Source organism: Catalinimonas alkaloidigena (assembly GCF_900100765.1).
In the GTDB taxonomy this organism is placed as follows: Bacteria; Bacteroidota; Bacteroidia; order Cytophagales; family Flexibacteraceae; genus Mooreia; species Mooreia alkaloidigena.
In genome coordinates, this window is record NZ_FNFO01000002.1 from 562,065 (window position 1) to 577,739 (window position 15,675).

15 protein-coding genes are annotated in these 15,675 nt (G+C 54.7%); 12 read left to right on the top strand and 3 right to left on the bottom strand.

What is annotated here, in order from left to right; genetic code table 11:
- Positions 1–23: 23 nt before the first annotated feature.
- The 10 genes from BLR44_RS05680 (at position 24) to BLR44_RS05725 (ending at position 12,045) form a co-directional block, all read left to right on the top strand.
- A complete protein-coding gene (locus tag BLR44_RS05680; protein WP_176955907.1) occupies positions 24–719 on the top strand; it encodes a tetratricopeptide repeat protein in 696 nt (231 codons plus the stop codon).
- Positions 716–1,693 carry an L-threonylcarbamoyladenylate synthase gene (locus tag BLR44_RS05685; RefSeq protein WP_089680135.1) on the top strand — a complete coding sequence of 326 codons (978 nt, stop codon included), beginning with the start codon at positions 716–718 and terminating at the stop codon, positions 1,691–1,693. Before BLR44_RS05680 ends, BLR44_RS05685 begins: the two co-directional genes overlap by 4 nt.
- Positions 1,694–1,781: 88 nt before the next feature.
- Positions 1,782–3,497, top strand: coding sequence for an ABC transporter substrate-binding protein (locus BLR44_RS05690; RefSeq protein ID WP_089680137.1), 1,716 nt, complete (start codon positions 1,782–1,784; stop codon positions 3,495–3,497).
- Between the two features lie 39 nt (positions 3,498–3,536).
- Positions 3,537–4,847, top strand: coding sequence for a glutamate-1-semialdehyde 2,1-aminomutase (hemL, locus tag BLR44_RS05695; RefSeq protein WP_089680771.1), 1,311 nt, complete (start codon positions 3,537–3,539; stop codon positions 4,845–4,847).
- A 10-nt stretch (positions 4,848–4,857) separates the two neighbouring features.
- On the top strand, positions 4,858–5,874 hold the full coding sequence (locus tag BLR44_RS05700; protein WP_176955908.1) for a DUF4249 family protein: 1,017 nt from the start codon (positions 4,858–4,860) through the stop codon (positions 5,872–5,874).
- 174 nt (positions 5,875–6,048) lie between these two features.
- On the top strand, positions 6,049–7,971 hold the full coding sequence (gene dnaK / locus BLR44_RS05705; protein WP_089680141.1) for a molecular chaperone DnaK: 1,923 nt from the start codon (positions 6,049–6,051) through the stop codon (positions 7,969–7,971).
- A gap of 530 nt (positions 7,972–8,501) precedes the next feature.
- The gene (locus BLR44_RS05710) at positions 8,502–9,467 is read left to right on the top strand and encodes an ABC transporter substrate-binding protein (protein WP_089680143.1); all 966 of its coding nucleotides are present in this window, start codon (positions 8,502–8,504) and stop codon (positions 9,465–9,467) included.
- A 472-nt stretch (positions 9,468–9,939) separates the two neighbouring features.
- Positions 9,940–10,341 (top strand): DUF2721 domain-containing protein, encoded by a 402-nt coding sequence (locus tag BLR44_RS05715; RefSeq protein ID WP_089680145.1) that lies wholly within the window; start codon positions 9,940–9,942, stop codon positions 10,339–10,341.
- Positions 10,342–10,442: 101 nt separating this feature from the next.
- Positions 10,443–11,447 (top strand): DUF697 domain-containing protein, encoded by a 1,005-nt coding sequence (locus BLR44_RS05720; protein WP_089680147.1) that lies wholly within the window; start codon positions 10,443–10,445, stop codon positions 11,445–11,447.
- Positions 11,448–11,454: 7 nt separating this feature from the next.
- Positions 11,455–12,045, top strand: coding sequence for a DUF6134 family protein (locus tag BLR44_RS05725; RefSeq protein WP_143017138.1), 591 nt, complete (start codon positions 11,455–11,457; stop codon positions 12,043–12,045).
- 3 nt (positions 12,046–12,048) lie between these two features.
- Here BLR44_RS05725 and BLR44_RS05730 read toward each other — a convergent pair whose 3' ends face one another.
- Complete coding sequence (locus tag BLR44_RS05730) at positions 12,049–12,495, bottom strand: methylglyoxal synthase (RefSeq protein WP_089680151.1); 447 nt, start codon at positions 12,493–12,495, stop codon at positions 12,049–12,051.
- A 12-nt stretch (positions 12,496–12,507) separates the two neighbouring features.
- A complete protein-coding gene (locus BLR44_RS05735; protein ID WP_089680153.1) occupies positions 12,508–13,086 on the bottom strand; it encodes a J domain-containing protein in 579 nt (192 codons plus the stop codon).
- Positions 13,087–13,589: 503 nt separating this feature from the next.
- Between BLR44_RS05735 and BLR44_RS05740 the strand changes: the two genes are divergently transcribed.
- Positions 13,590–14,315, top strand: coding sequence for an L-type lectin-domain containing protein (locus tag BLR44_RS05740; protein WP_089680773.1), 726 nt, complete (start codon positions 13,590–13,592; stop codon positions 14,313–14,315).
- Between the two features lie 96 nt (positions 14,316–14,411).
- A complete protein-coding gene (locus BLR44_RS05745) occupies positions 14,412–14,651 on the top strand; it encodes a hypothetical protein (protein ID WP_089680154.1) in 240 nt (79 codons plus the stop codon).
- 61 nt (positions 14,652–14,712) lie between these two features.
- Here the strand turns inward: BLR44_RS05745 and BLR44_RS05750 are convergent, their stop codons facing one another.
- The gene (locus tag BLR44_RS05750; RefSeq protein ID WP_176955909.1) at positions 14,713–15,591 is read right to left on the bottom strand and encodes a fructosamine kinase family protein; all 879 of its coding nucleotides are present in this window, start codon (positions 15,589–15,591) and stop codon (positions 14,713–14,715) included.
- Positions 15,592–15,675 lie beyond the last annotated feature (84 nt).

The following is a 15,675-nucleotide window of genomic DNA, read 5'->3' on the forward strand; positions in this document are numbered from 1 at the left end:
GCTCTTGGCCGCTCTTGTTCCTCTTGCTTACCACATTGGGCTGCCAGCAGGTAGACACCGAAGCGGCCGAAGAAGCGTTTACGCAGGGGCGGCAGCAGTTGGAGGCTGGTCAGACCGCGGCTGCTATTGCCTCGTTTACGCAGGCGATTGAAACCGACAGCAGCCGCGCCGATTATTACAATGCCCGTGGTGTCTCCTATTTCGAAACCGGGCAGTACGAGCAGGCCCAGGCCGACTATAGCCAGGCCATCCGGCTCGATCCGGAAAATTACAAGCCTTATTATAACCGGGGACGCGCCTACATTGCGCAGCAGCGGTATCCGCTCGCCATCCAGAGTTTTGATGCTGCGCTGCAACGCGATAGCACCATTCACGAGATCTGGAACAACCGGGGCGTGGCCCACCACCTCAACGGCGACTATCCGAAAGCCATTGCCGACTTCACACACTCGTTGTCGTTGGCACCGCGCAACAACATTGCCCACTACAACCGGGGAAAACTCTATTACCTGACCGAAGATTTTGCCTCGGCGAAAGAAGATTTCGACAGTACCTTGTCGGCCAATCCCAATTATCCGGATGCGCTGTATGCCCGGGGGTTGGCGCGGCTGGCCATGAACGAGGAATCCGGGTGCGACGACGTGCGCCGGTCGGTGCAGTTGGGGTACGACAAAGTCGACCCGGAAGTACGCGAGGCGTGCGGGGCCGACCATCCATGATCGGCACGGACGTATCTCAGGCAGCAGCGCTTCTTCGACAGGGACAATTAGTCGCTATTCCGACCGAAACGGTATATGGGTTGGCGGCCAATGCGCTGGATGTGCAGGCGGTGAGTCGCATTTTCGAAGCCAAAAAACGGCCATCGTTCGATCCGCTGATCGTGCACATTGGTGCGCTGGCGCAATTGGAGACGTACGTCACGCAGCTTCCGCCGCTGGCTCTCCGGCTGGCGGAGCACTTTTGGCCCGGTCCGTTGACGCTGCTGCTCGACCGTCGCCCGCTTATTCCCGATCTGGTCACGGCGGGATTGCCGCAGGTCGGCATACGGCTTCCGGCCCATCCGCTCACCCAACAACTTCTGGCAACACTCGATTTTCCGCTGGCCGCCCCCAGCGCCAATCCGTTCGGGTACATCTCACCGACGACGGCGCAGCACGTCGCACAGCAGTTGGGTGAACAAGTTCCTTATATTCTGGACGGTGGCCCCTGTCAGGTGGGGCTGGAGTCGACCATCGTCGGATTTCCGGAGGGGCGTCCTTTGGTCTACCGGTTGGGGGGAATTGCACTGGAACAGCTGGAAGCGGTGATCGGCGAACCGGTTGAGCGCCGCGCGCACTCTACGTCCAATCCGCAAGCCCCCGGCATGCTGAAAAGCCATTACGCACCGCGCATCCCATTTCACGTGGGCGAGATCGACGCCTTACTGGAGAAGTTTCCGCACCAAAACGTTGGGGTATTGTCCTTACAAACGACCTATCCTTCGGTGAACGCGGCGTGGCAAGTGCAACTTTCACCTACCGGGCATCTGCCCGAGGCTGCGGGGCGTCTTTTTGCGGCCATGCGTCACCTGGACAGCCTGCCGCTGGACGTCATCGTGGCGGAATGGATGCCGGAGACAGGGTTGGGGCGGGCCATGAACGATCGGTTGCGCCGGGCGGCTGTGCCGGACAATCTCCAGACCGGAGAAATCTGACGTTTGCCGTCAGATAGTTTCCTGACGCAGACAGGTTTTCGGCGGGTGACTCATCTCATCACGCTATATTTGCGTAAACAATCCCATCATGCTGAAAAGATATTGCGGAGGGTTTTTCCTTCTTCTGATACTGTCGGTTGCGGTGCACGCGCAGTCTCGTAACGACGAAACCAACTATTTGTATGGGAAAGAGCTGCTGAAAAAAGAGCAGTTTGCCGAGGCGGCCAACGTCTTCGAAAAGCTGGCCGTTCCCGACCGCCAGAGCCAGTTTGCTGCCTATTCCCATTATTACTACGCGCTGGCCGAGTTCCGGCAGGGGCACTACGAAAAAGCCAATCTGACCTTATTAAAACTGGTCGAGTCGTTCCCGGATTGGTCCGACAAACAAGAGGCTTATTACCTGATGACCCTGGCGGCATTCGAGCGGCATAAGCCCGAGGTTGCCGTAGATTATCTGCAGAAAATCAAGAGTCGGGAGTTGCAGACACTCGCAACGACGGCCGCCGATCATTACCTGCAGCAGATTCACGGGCTGGACACTCTGCGCACGCTCTATCAAAAATATCCTGCCAACACCTCGGTAGCGGTGGCGTATGCGCATCAGTTGCAGTTTGCGCCCCGGACACCTGAAAACCAGCAGACACTCGAAAAAATCAGGGGACAGTTACCCGCCGAACGCCTGAATGCCCTGGGTAAAGCGCCCGAACAGAAAGCACGTTACCGGGTAGCGTTGCTGTTGCCATTTGAAGTGAAGGCAATTAATCCGGACGACATCAATCGCCAGAATCAGTTTGTGCTCGACTTTTATCAGGGCGTTCAACTGGCGCAGGAACAATTGAAAAACGAAGACGGCGAGCCGCTGGTCGAGCTTTTTGTGTACGACACGGAAAAGAGTCCCGAGAATGTGAAAGCTATGGCCCAATGGCCGGAATTGCGCAGCATGGACCTGATGGTGGGGCCGGTGTACACCAACGGATCGCTGGTGCTGACGCCTTTCGCACAGCAGTACCGCATTCCGATGGTCAATCCACTTTCCGAAAACGCGGAAATCATCGAAGGCAATCCGTATTCGTTTCTGGCCGAAGCGACGCTGGAAAGCCGCGCACAGGCCATTGCCACGTTTGCATTGGGTCAGTTCAAGGGAAAAAAAGTAGGGATTCTGAGTGGTACAGACCGCCGCGATACCGCCCTGGCCAGCGCGTATCAGCAGGCTGTCGAAGCCTTGGGGGGACAGGTGGTCGTGCTTGAGAAGATCGACGGTCGGCTGAACAGTGCCGTGAAAGATGTGGTAGAGCGCTTACAGAAGGCGGGTGTTTCGCACGTGCTGGTCAGCAGCGAAGATGCTTTCATGGCGCAGAATTTCATCACTTCGCTCGAACTCTTAGGCTTCAGACTGCCGACTGTCGCACCCGGAAGCTGGCTGCGCGATGCCACTGTGGTGTCGCTGCCGCAGTGGGAGCGCCAGAACATCTTTTTCTTCATGGACAACTTTGCCGACAGCGACAAAAAAGCCGTACAGGATTTCCAACGTCGGTACATGAGTCGGGCGCGGCTCATTCCTTCGGTATATGCCTACCAGGGATACGACCAGATGATGTTCTTCGGCGAAATGTTGAAGAAGTACGGCACCGGTCTGGCCGAGGGCATTCACCAGGAGGGGTATTGGCCCGGCATCACGCTGACCGGCTTCGACTATTCCCAAGGGAATGACAACCGATTCGTCGCCGTCGTGAAGATCGAGGACGGGACGCTCAAAATCGTCAACGCGCCTACCTCGGCAGCTTTTGAATTTCAGAAACGGTAATCGGCCGCTGTGCCTGTGGCCGGACCAAACCAGAATACCATGCAGTACACAACCAGCCAATCACTTTTCGAACGTGCCGGACACACCATTCCCGGCGGGGTAAATTCGCCCGTACGCGCTTTCAAAGCCGTAGGAGGGACCCCGGTTTTTCTTAAATCGGCCGAGGGACCGTATGTGTACGACGTGGACGGGAATCAGTACATCGAGCTGATCAACTCGTGGGGACCGATGATTCTGGGGCATGCGCATCCGCTGATCGTGGAAGCGGTGCAACACGCCGCCACCGACTCGCTGTCGTTTGGAGCACCTACCCGCCGCGAAATCGAGATGGCCGAGCTGATTACCCAAATGGTGCCGTCGGTAGAAAAAGTGCGGATGGTAAACTCAGGCACCGAAGCTACCATGTCGGCCGTGCGGGTGGCGCGGGGCTACACGGGGCGCGACAAGATCATCAAATTCGCCGGCTGTTACCACGGCCACGGCGACTCATTCCTGATTGCGGCGGGCAGTGGAGCGGTTACGTTCGGCACTCCCGATAGTCCCGGTGTGACCAAAGGCGTGGCCCAGGATACGCTGACGGCACCCTACAACGACTTGGCCGCGGTCGAAGAACTGGTTGCGGCCAATCCTGACCAAATTGCGGCCATCATCATCGAACCGGTGGCGGGCAACATGGGGTGCATCGTGCCGTCGTCGGAGTTTCTGACGGGCCTGCGCCGCGTGTGCGATGCGCACGGCATTGTCCTTATTTTCGACGAAGTGATGACGGGCTTCCGGCTGGCGCCGGGGGGGGCGCAAACGGTGCTGGGCGTAACGCCCGATCTGACTACCCTGGGCAAAATCATCGGTGGCGGCATGCCTGTAGGGGCTTATGGCGGTAAAAAAGAGATCATGGATTTTGTAGCCCCGGCCGGACCTGTCTACCAGGCAGGCACGCTGTCGGGCAATCCGGTGGCCATGGCGGCAGGACTGACCATGCTGACCTATCTGCACGAACATCCGGAGGTCTACACCCGCCTGGAAACCGTGGGCAAAACTCTGACGGATGGCCTGCGCCAGGGACTTGATAAACTGGGCCTCCGCTACACCATCAACCAGATCGGGTCGATGTATACGCTGTTCTTCACCGATCAGCCGGTATACGATTTCGAAACGGCCCGCCAGTCGGACCTGATGGCCTTCGGACGTTATTTCCACGCTATGCTCTCGCGCGGCGTTTACCTAGCCCCCTCGCAATTCGAAAGTCTGTTCCTGTCTACCGCCCTGACCGACGAACTGATCGACCGGATTATTGAAGCGCACCAGGACGCGCTAGAGGAAATTATGGCCGAAACAGAAGGTCGGAATTAATCTTTTTGGCGTGAAAGCACGGATATCACTTGGAATCGGCCTCGCCTGCGTACTGGGCATCAGCGCGTGCTCTACGGAGTTGGACGTAAACGCACCCGAACGCGAAATCATGGTGCTGTACGGGCTGCTAGATCCTGACGATTCGGTGCATTACGTGCGCGTAAACCGGGCGTATTTGCGCGAAGGCGAAGACGCGTTGCGGATTGCGCGGGAAGATCCTGAAGCGACCAACTACCCCGCCGAGGCGCTGGAAGTCGAGCTGATTCAAGTCACAGGCAGCACGCGGGTAACGGTAAGCACCTTATCCCGGATGGTCGCGACCGAAAAAGACTCCGGTGCGTTTTATTACCCCGACCAAGTACTTTACGTCACGCCGCAGGCAGTTGCGTTACGTACCGACGAAGGTACCCGCTACGAAGTAGCCGTGCGCAACCTGATTAGTGGCCACGAAGCTTCGGCGGAAACCGACCTTGTGGCGCCGTTTGCCGTGCAGCGTCCCCTCTATATTCCGGGAAACAATACCAGCTTTGGGGCGGTGGCTATCGATCGGGAGGTCGAAGTGGCACTGACGCCTTCGGCCAACAGCACGATTCACCAACTCACCCGCATCACGGTCCATTACACAGAGCGTTATTTTTCCGGCGATTCGGCCCGGCGCGTGTTGAAAGTCCCCGCCCTGTTCACCCTGACGGGAGGAAGTGAGGAAGTCAACCGCTTGCTGCCGGAGGGATTTATTTTGGACGCCATCGGCACTACGCTCGACGTGTCGAACAACACACAAGTGCGCGAACGCGTGTTCGGGCCCGTGGACTTCACGTTCTATGCGGGCAATCAAGCCTTAAGCGACTACATCGAGATCAACGACAACTTTTCGCCCCTTTCCCAAACCAAGCCGTTGTACACCAATGTGCAGAACGGCGTCGGCTTGCTAGCCTCGCGCCGCCGCCAGACCGTCAGCCCTGCCATCAGCGCGAACAGCCTGCAAGTATTGCAAAACCGCTATCCGGACGTGAAAGTGGCACTGTAGGACAGATCCGTCATACTACAGCCGAGATTCCGTCAGGCTCTTCCCCCGAAATGACTTGTTGCGTGACAGAATGGCAGAAAAGGTCCGTTTCTGGACTCGTGGCATAACCCTTGTTCAATAGGTCGTCGTAAAGCATTACGGAATTCGACCTAAACCTTAAAATAAAGTTTTGACATGGGAAAAATAATTGGAATTGACTTGGGTACGACCAACTCGTGCGTTGCCGTGATGGAAGGGAACGAACCAGTGGTGATTCCCAACAACGAGGGTCAGCGGACCACGGCGTCGATTGTTGCCTTCATGGACAACGGCGAGCGCAAAGTGGGTGCCCCGGCCAAGCGTCAGGCGATCACGAACCCCAAAAATACCGTGCAGTCGATCAAACGGTTCATGGGGAAAAAATATACTGAAACCCAGAACGAGATCAGCACGGTAGCCTACACCGTTGAGAAAGGCCCCAACGATACACCTCGGGTGAAAATCGGTGATCGGCTCTACTCTCCTCAGGAAATTTCGGCGATGATCCTTCAGAAAATGAAGTCGACGGCGGAAGATTACCTGGGCACTACGGTAACAGAAGCGGTCATCACCGTACCGGCTTACTTTAACGATGCCGAGCGTCAGGCCACCAAAGAAGCTGGTCAGATTGCCGGTTTGGATGTGAAGCGTATCATCAACGAGCCTACGGCGGCTGCGTTGGCGTATGGTCTCGATAAAAAAGATCAGGATGTTAAAATCGCGGTCTTTGACCTGGGTGGCGGTACGTTCGATATCTCCATCCTGGAGCTGGGCGAGGGCGTGTTCGAAGTAAAATCGACCGACGGTGATACCCACCTGGGTGGTGACGACTTTGATCAGGTGATCATCAACTGGCTGGCAGAAGAGTTTCTGAAAGACGAGCGCATTGACCTGCGGAAAGATCCGATGGCGTTGCAACGCCTGAAAGAAGCCGCCGAGAAAGCAAAGATCGAGCTCTCTTCGTCGACCCAAACGGAAATCAACCTGCCGTACATCATGCCGGTAGATGGCATTCCGAAGCACCTGGTGCGTACCCTGACGCGCTCGAAGTTCGAGCAACTGGCCGATAGCCTGATTCAGCGCACGCTGGAGCCTTGCCGTCGCGCTATGAAAAACGCGGGGTATACCAACAGCGACATCGACGAAGTAATCCTGGTAGGCGGTTCTACCCGTATCCCCCGCATTCAGGAAGAAGTTGAGAAGTTTTTCGGCAAGAAGCCTTCGAAAGGTGTGAACCCTGACGAAGTTGTGGCCGTGGGTGCCGCCATCCAAGGTGGGGTCCTGACCGGCGAAGTGAAAGATGTGCTTCTGCTGGACGTAACGCCGCTGTCACTGGGCATTGAAACCATGGGTGGTGTCTCGACCAAGTTGATCGAATCCAACACGACGATTCCTACCAAGAAATCGGAAGTGTTCTCGACCGCCTCGGATAACCAGCCTTCGGTAGAGATCCACGTATTGCAGGGCGAACGTCCCATGGCGAAAGACAACCGGACCATCGGCCGATTCCACCTCGACGGAATTCCGCCAGCCCCGCGTGGCGTACCGCAAATCGAAGTCACGTTCGACATTGATGCCAACGGTATTCTGAACGTTTCGGCGCGCGACAAAGGCACCGGCAAAGAGCAGAAGATCCGCATCGAAGCTTCCTCGGGTCTGTCGCAGGAAGAAATCGAACGCATGCGCAACGAAGCCAAAGCGAACGAAGAAGCCGACCGTCAGGAACGCGAAAAGATCGAGAAGCTGAATCAGGCGGATTCGATGGTGTTCCAGACCGAAAAGCAGTTGAAGGAATACGGCGACAAACTGTCGGACGCCAACCGTACGGCCATTCAGTCGGCGTTGGATAACCTGCGCAACGCCCATTCTTCGCAGAATTTGGAAGAAGTCGACAGCGCGTTAGCCGCCCTGAATCAAGCTTGGCAGAATGCCTCGCAAGACCTGTACAATGCACAGCAGGCGGGTGGTGCCGAAGGTGCTGCACCGGGAGCGGATGCAGGCCAAGCCGCCGGAAACGGTGCCGCCAGTGACGTGACGGATGTCGATTACGAAGAAGTAGACGGTAGTAAAAACAAATAAGGCGACACGCCTCTTTTATAGAAAAAGCCCGGAAGCAATTCCGGGCTTTTTTGTTTGTAATCCACGTGCAAAGGAAAAGCCCGATTGCTCAGGTCGGGCTTTGGTACTGTATGAAGCAATTTGCTAGCCTTGGGGATTAAGCCGCGGCTTATGGATTGTGAAACGATTTGCATGACAAATATAGAGTGAGAACGATGAATAATAAAACTTTATCAGAAAATAGTGTAACTATATTGATGCTTTGTGAGTTAATCATTTGATAATCAAATGCTTGAAAGATGATTTTTATTTGAAAAATTTATATAAAATAGTAGATATTTGGATGGTCGCGCGTTTCCGTGTTACGTATAAAATGTTATTCGCCCGAAAGCTCGACTGCCACATTCGCATTTTATCTGTCGATTTTCCACGAATATTTAAAAGTGTCGTAAGGAGGTAATTATATTTTTTACCATATTACCTCTGTGTTGTCAGATGGTAGAGGGGACCCCTTGGCTCGTCTGCCGTGAAATCACATAAAATTAATTACTATGTATCTTAGTGTAGCACTCGATTGGACCCCTAACATCAGCCACGCTGGCTTCTTCATCGCGCAGGCCAAGGGATATTATACGGAAGAGAACTTGTCGCCAAGTTTTCGGTCACCTGCAGACGACGACTACCGGATTACGCCAGCCAAACGGGCAGCCCGCCGTGGAGTGAGTTTAGGGATTGCTCCTTCGGAGAGTGTGATCAGCTACAATACATTTTCGGAACCCGTGCCCCTGCGGGCGGTCGCCGCACTGATGCAGACCGATACCAGCGCCATTGTTACTCTGAAGTCGAGTGGCATTGCCCGTCCCAGTCAGCTGGACGGAAAGGTCTACGCTTCGTACGGAGCGCGTTTTGAAGAAGGCTTGGTAAAAGCCGTGGTGCGAAACGATGGCGGGGAGGGCAACCTCACAATTGTTCGCCCGGCGAAGTTGAGCATCTGGGAAGGAGTCATGAAAGGGAAAGCCGATGCCACCTGGATTTTCACACCCTGGGGAGGCGTTACTTCAGCCGATGCAGAGAAAGGGTTGAATTTCTTCCGGTTTCAGGACTATGGTGTGCCTTACGGCTATGCACCCGTACTGTTGACTCACGCGAGCACCATCGAACGCGAACGGGAAGCCTTGCAGACCTTCTTGGCCGCAACGGCACGTGGGTACCAGGATCTGACCAAAGATGATCCGACGCAGACAGCACGTCTCCTGGCCGAAACCGTGCGTTCGGGCGAATTCAACAACATTGAATTAACGGCAAAGCGCGTACAGGCGCACCAACAAGCTTTCCTGGACGATGCCGGGCAATGGGGCGTGATGAAAGAAGAACGCTGGCAGCAGTTTGCCGACTGGCTTTTTGCCGAAGGCTTGGTGACCGACCTGCACGGCGTACGGATGGAGTCGTCCAAGCTCAACGTGCAGAGCATCTACACCAACGAACTTCTGGAAGCCATGCCCGCCGACCGTTCCTAAGCAAGCGATACTTTAGACTATAAGCCCCCGCCTTCTTCTACTAGAGAGGGCGGGGGTTTGTTTTTAGTGACCTGCCTGAAGACCCCAGCGCTGACATTAGCCTGTAGCGACTACCACGGCTTTACGAAAAGCGATACGTACTGACGCCAAAATGCCAAATAAAATGTGCACAAGCGTGCAAAGGTTTGAATTAGGGTTTTGAGCGATTATGCAAAAAATTGTTTTATGTGTTTTGATATTCGTGATAAATTATTGCTATAATTGTGTAAGTGGTAGAATAATTCACTTGTTTTAGCCCTGGCAATTCGCCAGAGAAAAGTTGGCCTTGGGGGGCCAAGCCAGAACAAGGAGGTATTTTATTACTCAGGTTGTTTGGTGTAGAGGACTCCGCGGGGGCGGAGTCCTTTCTTTTTTTAAGGAGGTTACCAACCCGCTTTTCGATTACGGTTCTACTAACTTTAAAAGCAAAAACATGGCGTTGACCCTAACGACCCCAGCCTTGCTTTTTCCGGCCCTTTCGCTCTTGTTGTTAGCGTATACCAACCGATTCCTGACCATCGCAACGCTCATCCGAGGATTGCACTCGCAATACCGCGACGATCCCAGTCAGCGCATTTTATTGCAGATTAAAAACCTACGTTTGCGGGTGCGTCTGATCCGCGACATGCAGTTTCTGGGCATCATGAGTTTGCTACTCTGCGTGCTGTGCATGTTCATGCTGTTTAAAGAATGGCTCCTGGCGGCCAGGTATACCTTCGCTGTCAGTCTGATGCTCATGATTGGCTCATTGGCCGTCTCGGCCTGGGAAATCTACATTTCGGTGCAGGCCATTTCCATTGAACTCAGTAGTCTGGAAGATCAGTCACCGAAATAGTACGGTCATCTGTTCGTTAGGAAAGTGCGTATAGGCAAAGGAGGTACACCCCGGTAGTCTTTTAATTCTGTGTATCTTACCGTAACCTAGGGCATACTGCCATGAAAAAACAACTCACCTATTTCTTTACTGCCCTCGCTGTGTTGGTCCTGGCGGCCTTCTTCCTGTTTGTGTTCAATCAGATCATGCAGGTATATCAGTATGCCAGTGTCTTGCACCCGATTTTTGGGCAGGTGGTGCTCTGGACGCTGTCGGCGCTGTTTCTGGTGTTGTTAACAATTCCGGTGCTGCTCTATTACCGTTTGCCTCAGTCGCTGCCGGTGCCCGAAACCGAAGAAGAACGCGCCGCGCACATGCTCCGTTTGGGGAAACGCCTGGCACGCAATCGGTTGCTGCTGGAAGAGAAGCTGACGTTTCAGACCGACGATGATTTTACGCGCGCTTATGCGCTCTTGGATGCGAAGGCCAACGAGGTGATTATCCGGACCGCCAAAGGGGTGTTTCTGACCACGGCCGTTTCACAGAACGGGAAGCTCGACGCGCTGACCGTGTTGATCACGCAAACCAAAATGGTGTGGGATCTGGCCCATATCTACTACCAGCGCCCGGCACCCCGCGATTTTCTGCGGATGTATTCCAACGTCGCAGCGGCGACTTTCTTCGCCGCGCAACTGGAGGACATGGACGTGTCCGAGCACGTGGAGCCTGTGGTCGGGACGCTGTTGCAAAGTTCAGCGCTGAAGTCGGTACCCTTGCTGGGAACTGCCACCAACATCATTATGGATTCGCTGCTGGAAGGAACCGTCAACGCTTACCTGACCTTGCGGGTCGGCGTCGTTACCAAACGCTACTGCGGTGCACCCGACCATTTTGTGCCGAGCCGGGCACGCAAGGCTGCGTATGCCGAAGCGGCGGGCATGTTGCGCCGTCTGGTGGTAGAATCATCAGGACAGGTGATTGCCTCGATGGCCAAAGCTACCCGGCGCGCCGGGACCAATACAGTGAAATCGGGTATCCGGGCCGTGGGGAAAGCGACCGGTACCGTCAAATCAGGTTTTACCAATCTTTTTCGTTCTACATCTGCCGATACTGAAGGAGCTGAATAATATGCGCATGATCACCTTTTTGGGCCTGATGGCCTTCTTCTTCTCTACCGACAATGCATCAGGACAGCAGTTGATCTACGACGTCGTCAAAGGCGACAAAGTCATCGGTCAGCTTCGTTCGAACCGCCACGGCGGGCCGGAGCAGGTGGCCTACCTGATGGAATCTACGGTGACCTTCCGGGTCATTTTCGAAGTGCAGGTAGACTACTTCCTGGAGTGCTCGTTCAAGGACGGTAAGCTGGTGAAGTCGGTCACCCGCAATCTGGTAAACGACGATGTCCGCAATCAGTCACAGGTTTTCTGGAACGGGAGTCAGTACAAAGTAGTATGCGACGACGACACCCGCATGCTGGATCACCCGGGCATTCGGCACAACATGGCATCGATCTATTACGAAGAGCCGCAGCACATCACGCAGGTCTTTTCGGAACGGTACGGCGAGTTTCTGCCGCTGCGCAACGTCCGGGCGGGCCTCTACGAAATGACCCTGCCCGACGGGCAGGTAAACCTCTATCAGTACGAAGACGGAGTCTGCACCGAAGTAACCGTACAGAACCGCCTGGCTACCATCTATTTCCGGTTACGCGAGCGGTTGTAGCGATTATTCGATCTGGATGGGACGCTGGCGGTAGGCATCGTAGTCCGGACGCGTGTCGGGCAGTTCTTGTTCGAGCAGCGGCGAGGCAAAGAGGTAATCGGCCGTGATACGGTTGCAGGCCATCGGAATATTCCAGACCACTGCCAGGCGCAACAACGCTTTGATGTCGGGATCGTGCGGCAGCGGCTCCAGCGGGTCCCAGAAAAAAACCAGAAAGTCGATGTCGCCCGTGGCAATCATCGCTCCAATCTGCTGATCGCCTCCCAGGGGGCCGCTCTGCAACTTGCGAATGGGCAGCTTCAGGTGATCTTCCAGCAGGCGACCGGTGGTGCCGGTCGCAAAAAGATGGTGTCGGCTCAGAATTTCCCGGTGCTGCGAAGCCCAGTCCAGCAATGCGGATTTTTTGTGATCGTGCGCTACCAGCGCAATCTTTTTTGTGTACGTAGTCATCTAAGGATCAATTCAGTCCTTAAAGTACACATCCACTACGGATTTTTTAAAGACGGAGGCATTACGAAAGATCCAAAACCCACCGACGGCGAAAGGCGTGCAGACCACTGCGGCCGGATACACCTCCTGATCGATGGCAAACCCCACCAGCGGGAGCGAGGCAAACAAAAAGCCCAGCACGAAGCAGAGGAAGTAAGCCGCCCACGTAGAGATTTTGGCGGGAATGTAATACCAGCGCTGTTTCAGGTTCTCCCGAAACAACAGAAAATCCTGATAACGCTGACGCGCCTGTTCCTGACCACGGGCGCGCGCCACGATGATCCACTCGGCGTATTCGTACGGATCGGTCGGTGCCGAATAGACGTAGCGATATTTTTCGAAAGGAGAAACAGGTGGGTCGGGAATGAGGTACACTCGATTGCTAACAAGGTGTTCGTAGGCCTCCTGCAATGCGATGAATTGTTCCTGTGCGTTGGACGAAGCGTTCAGGTCAGGATGCAGCTGCATCACTTTCCGACGATACGCACGTCTGATGGTTTCCCGGTCGGCGCCTGCACTAACTCCCAGAATGTGATAGTACCGGTCACGCATGAGTAAGTAGATTTATACCAAATTGGAAGAGATAGGTTAGAGTATTAGGTGTTATTTCTACGTTGCCCTACCCGCCTGCGTTGTCAGATCAGGCAACTAATTCACCTGAATTTACAAAAATATTCTCGCAACGTGATGAAATCTTACTCCATTCCTACCGGGTTCTCGTGTAAGATTTACGTTTTTTCCCGGGATAAATTGTACAAACCAGACGGGTTATTTTTCCTAAGTCTCTTAAAATGAGTGTGGGACTGTGAGTTGTTACCGAGGCTTTTGCCACTTTTTTTTGAAAAAATTACAACATCCAGATTCCGGTCGTGGTTGCTTTGGTAGATGTCTCAACCTCTTTCTAAAGGCGAAAATTGCGGCGTATGCAACACCGATCTTGGGTAGAATTAGGTAAAAATGATGCGCCGCCGCTCGGGCAGAATAGAGATTGTACACCGATTTTTTTAACTTGTATAACCAGCTTTTTTCCTTCAGAACTTCCTCCTCCCATGGCCATGCGAACGACTCTCTTTTGCCTTTCGATGCTGCTGCCTGTCCTCGTCAGCGCGCAATTCAAGTTTATCGGCGATGCGCAGCCGATGGACAACGACTGTATTTTACTGACGCCCGATGTAGAGTACCGCGAAGGCATTGCCTACCACACCACCCGGCTCGATCTCTCCAATTACTTCGAGGTACAATTCGACATTTATTTGGGCGACAAGGATGACATGGGGGCCGATGGCATCACGTTCGTAATGCACGACGATGTCCGGGGATACCAGGCGTACGGTACCTGGGGCGAGTGCATCGGCTACGGGCGGTGGAGTCCGGCGGCCGGTTCGGGGCATTCCATCACCCCGTCGGTAGCGGTGGAGTTCGATACGTACCAGAACTACCGCCAGAATGATCCGCCTTCCGACCATGTGGCTTATCTGGAAAACGGCGTGAGCCTGCACGAAACGTATTGGAACAACGGCGATGGCGGCTTTAACATGGAAGACGACTACATGCACGACTTTCGCTTCCGGTGGGACCCCGATGAGCAACTGATTACCGTGTTTCTGGACGGGCAGATCGTCTACAAAGGCAAGCGGGATCTGATCAACGACGTTTTCGGAGGGGCTACGCAGGTCATTTGGGGATTCACGGCCTCCACCGGCCGGAAACACAACCTGCAATACTTCTGCCTCCGGCGGTGGGCCTTTGCGCCTGACCTGGTGCCTGCCGATCGCCACTGATCACGTCCAGGAGCCGTTCAACACATCACCAGTGCGAGTCATTGCGTGCGGTGACTGATTTTCTTATTTTTTACCTACATGACAACCTGAACCATTATGCAGACGGTAGACGCTACTTTCACCCTTAGCTACACCCCTGAGCAATACGATCGCGCTCGGCAGTTTGTAGAGGATATGAAACGACATCCGGACCGGGTCTACTGGCGCGGAAAGGAGGGAAAGTCGGACGAAGAGCTAATCATCATCCAGATTGTCCACTGGATTTTATCCGGCTTCTACAACAACTACAGTCCCAGCAAGCGTCGGCAGATTCTGCACATGCGCAGTGCCAGCTAACGTTGGGCAGGCTCCAAAAGTAGTAAAGCAGACATACGCTTCCGGAAGTGTATGTCTTTTTTTATAGATACGATCGGGCAATGCGCAACGCCTGCGCACCGTATCCGCCCCCGAACAAGTACTGGTGATTCAGGTAGTGATACAGCATGTACAAGGGTTGGCGTTCCTTCCAGCCGGACGGCAACGGCCAGGTCGCCTGGTATACTTCCCACACGCGCGAAGAGAAACCACCGAACATCGCCATGAGCGCCAGGTCGCACTCGCGGTCGGCGTAAGAACTGGCCGGATCGATCAGGGCTGGCCCTTGTGTAGTGAACAGGTAATTGCCCGACCACAAATCGCCGTGCGTCAGCGACGGCACCGGACGGTGGGCAATCCATTGGGGTAATAGACCGATCAGGCGCTCGTACAACGACGCCTCTTCGGACGTCATCCCACCTTTGGCGCGAATGGCTTCTACGAGGTGCCCAATGCGCTGTTGTCCGTAAAAATGAATCCAGTCTTCGTGCCAGCGATTGTCCTGTCGCGTAGCGCCGCAATAATTGTCGTGGTAAAACCCAAACTGCGTTTGCTGATGACGGTGCAGCTCGGCCAGGCCCCGGCCCAGTTGTGCGTGGTCGTCTGCCGAAGCCGACCGGGAAGGCAGAAACTCCGTAATAAGTACGGCCGGGTGATCGTTCTCTGGGGAAGTAGCCACCAGTACTTCTGGAATCGCCAGCGTTGCGGTGGCCTTGCGTAATTCGCGGAGCGACTCGGCCTCGCGAACGAACATATCCGGGTAAGGCAGGTGGTCGTTCCACTTGGCAAAGAAGGTACCGCGGGTCGTTTGTACGCGGCTGGCATGGTTAATGCAACCACCTGCGAGCGACTCGCTGCCTTGCCAATCAACTGCCGTACCGAGGTGATCGCGTAAAAGAGAGAGAAGGTACGCTTGCATCATGTTCATCTGGAGAAAACAGGGAATCAGCCGGTTAAGTTGGGAGCTGAGCCCAGACTATACAAGAAGCGCTATGTAAAAACACCT

What these genes read in the sequence shown, in the direction of transcription:
- BLR44_RS05730 (WP_089680151.1), bottom strand. Translation starts at nt 12,495, where the DNA reads ATGACTACGTACACAAAAAAGATTGCGCTGGTAGCGCACGATCACAAA.
- BLR44_RS05690 (WP_089680137.1), top strand. Translation starts at nt 1,782, where the DNA reads ATGCTGAAAAGATATTGCGGAGGGTTTTTCCTTCTTCTGATACTGTCG.
- BLR44_RS05750 (WP_176955909.1), bottom strand. Translation starts at nt 15,591, where the DNA reads ATGATGCAAGCGTACCTTCTCTCTCTTTTACGCGATCACCTCGGTACG.
- BLR44_RS05710 (WP_089680143.1), top strand. Translation starts at nt 8,502, where the DNA reads ATGTATCTTAGTGTAGCACTCGATTGGACCCCTAACATCAGCCACGCT.
- BLR44_RS05715 (WP_089680145.1), top strand. Translation starts at nt 9,940, where the DNA reads ATGGCGTTGACCCTAACGACCCCAGCCTTGCTTTTTCCGGCCCTTTCG.
- BLR44_RS05725 (WP_143017138.1), top strand. Translation starts at nt 11,455, where the DNA reads ATGATCACCTTTTTGGGCCTGATGGCCTTCTTCTTCTCTACCGACAAT.
- hemL (WP_089680771.1), top strand. Translation starts at nt 3,537, where the DNA reads ATGCAGTACACAACCAGCCAATCACTTTTCGAACGTGCCGGACACACC.
- BLR44_RS05720 (WP_089680147.1), top strand. Translation starts at nt 10,443, where the DNA reads ATGAAAAAACAACTCACCTATTTCTTTACTGCCCTCGCTGTGTTGGTC.
- BLR44_RS05740 (WP_089680773.1), top strand. Translation starts at nt 13,590, where the DNA reads ATGCGAACGACTCTCTTTTGCCTTTCGATGCTGCTGCCTGTCCTCGTC.
- BLR44_RS05685 (WP_089680135.1), top strand. Translation starts at nt 716, where the DNA reads ATGATCGGCACGGACGTATCTCAGGCAGCAGCGCTTCTTCGACAGGGA.
- BLR44_RS05745 (WP_089680154.1), top strand. Translation starts at nt 14,412, where the DNA reads ATGCAGACGGTAGACGCTACTTTCACCCTTAGCTACACCCCTGAGCAA.
- dnaK (WP_089680141.1), top strand. Translation starts at nt 6,049, where the DNA reads ATGGGAAAAATAATTGGAATTGACTTGGGTACGACCAACTCGTGCGTT.
- BLR44_RS05735 (WP_089680153.1), bottom strand. Translation starts at nt 13,086, where the DNA reads ATGCGTGACCGGTACTATCACATTCTGGGAGTTAGTGCAGGCGCCGAC.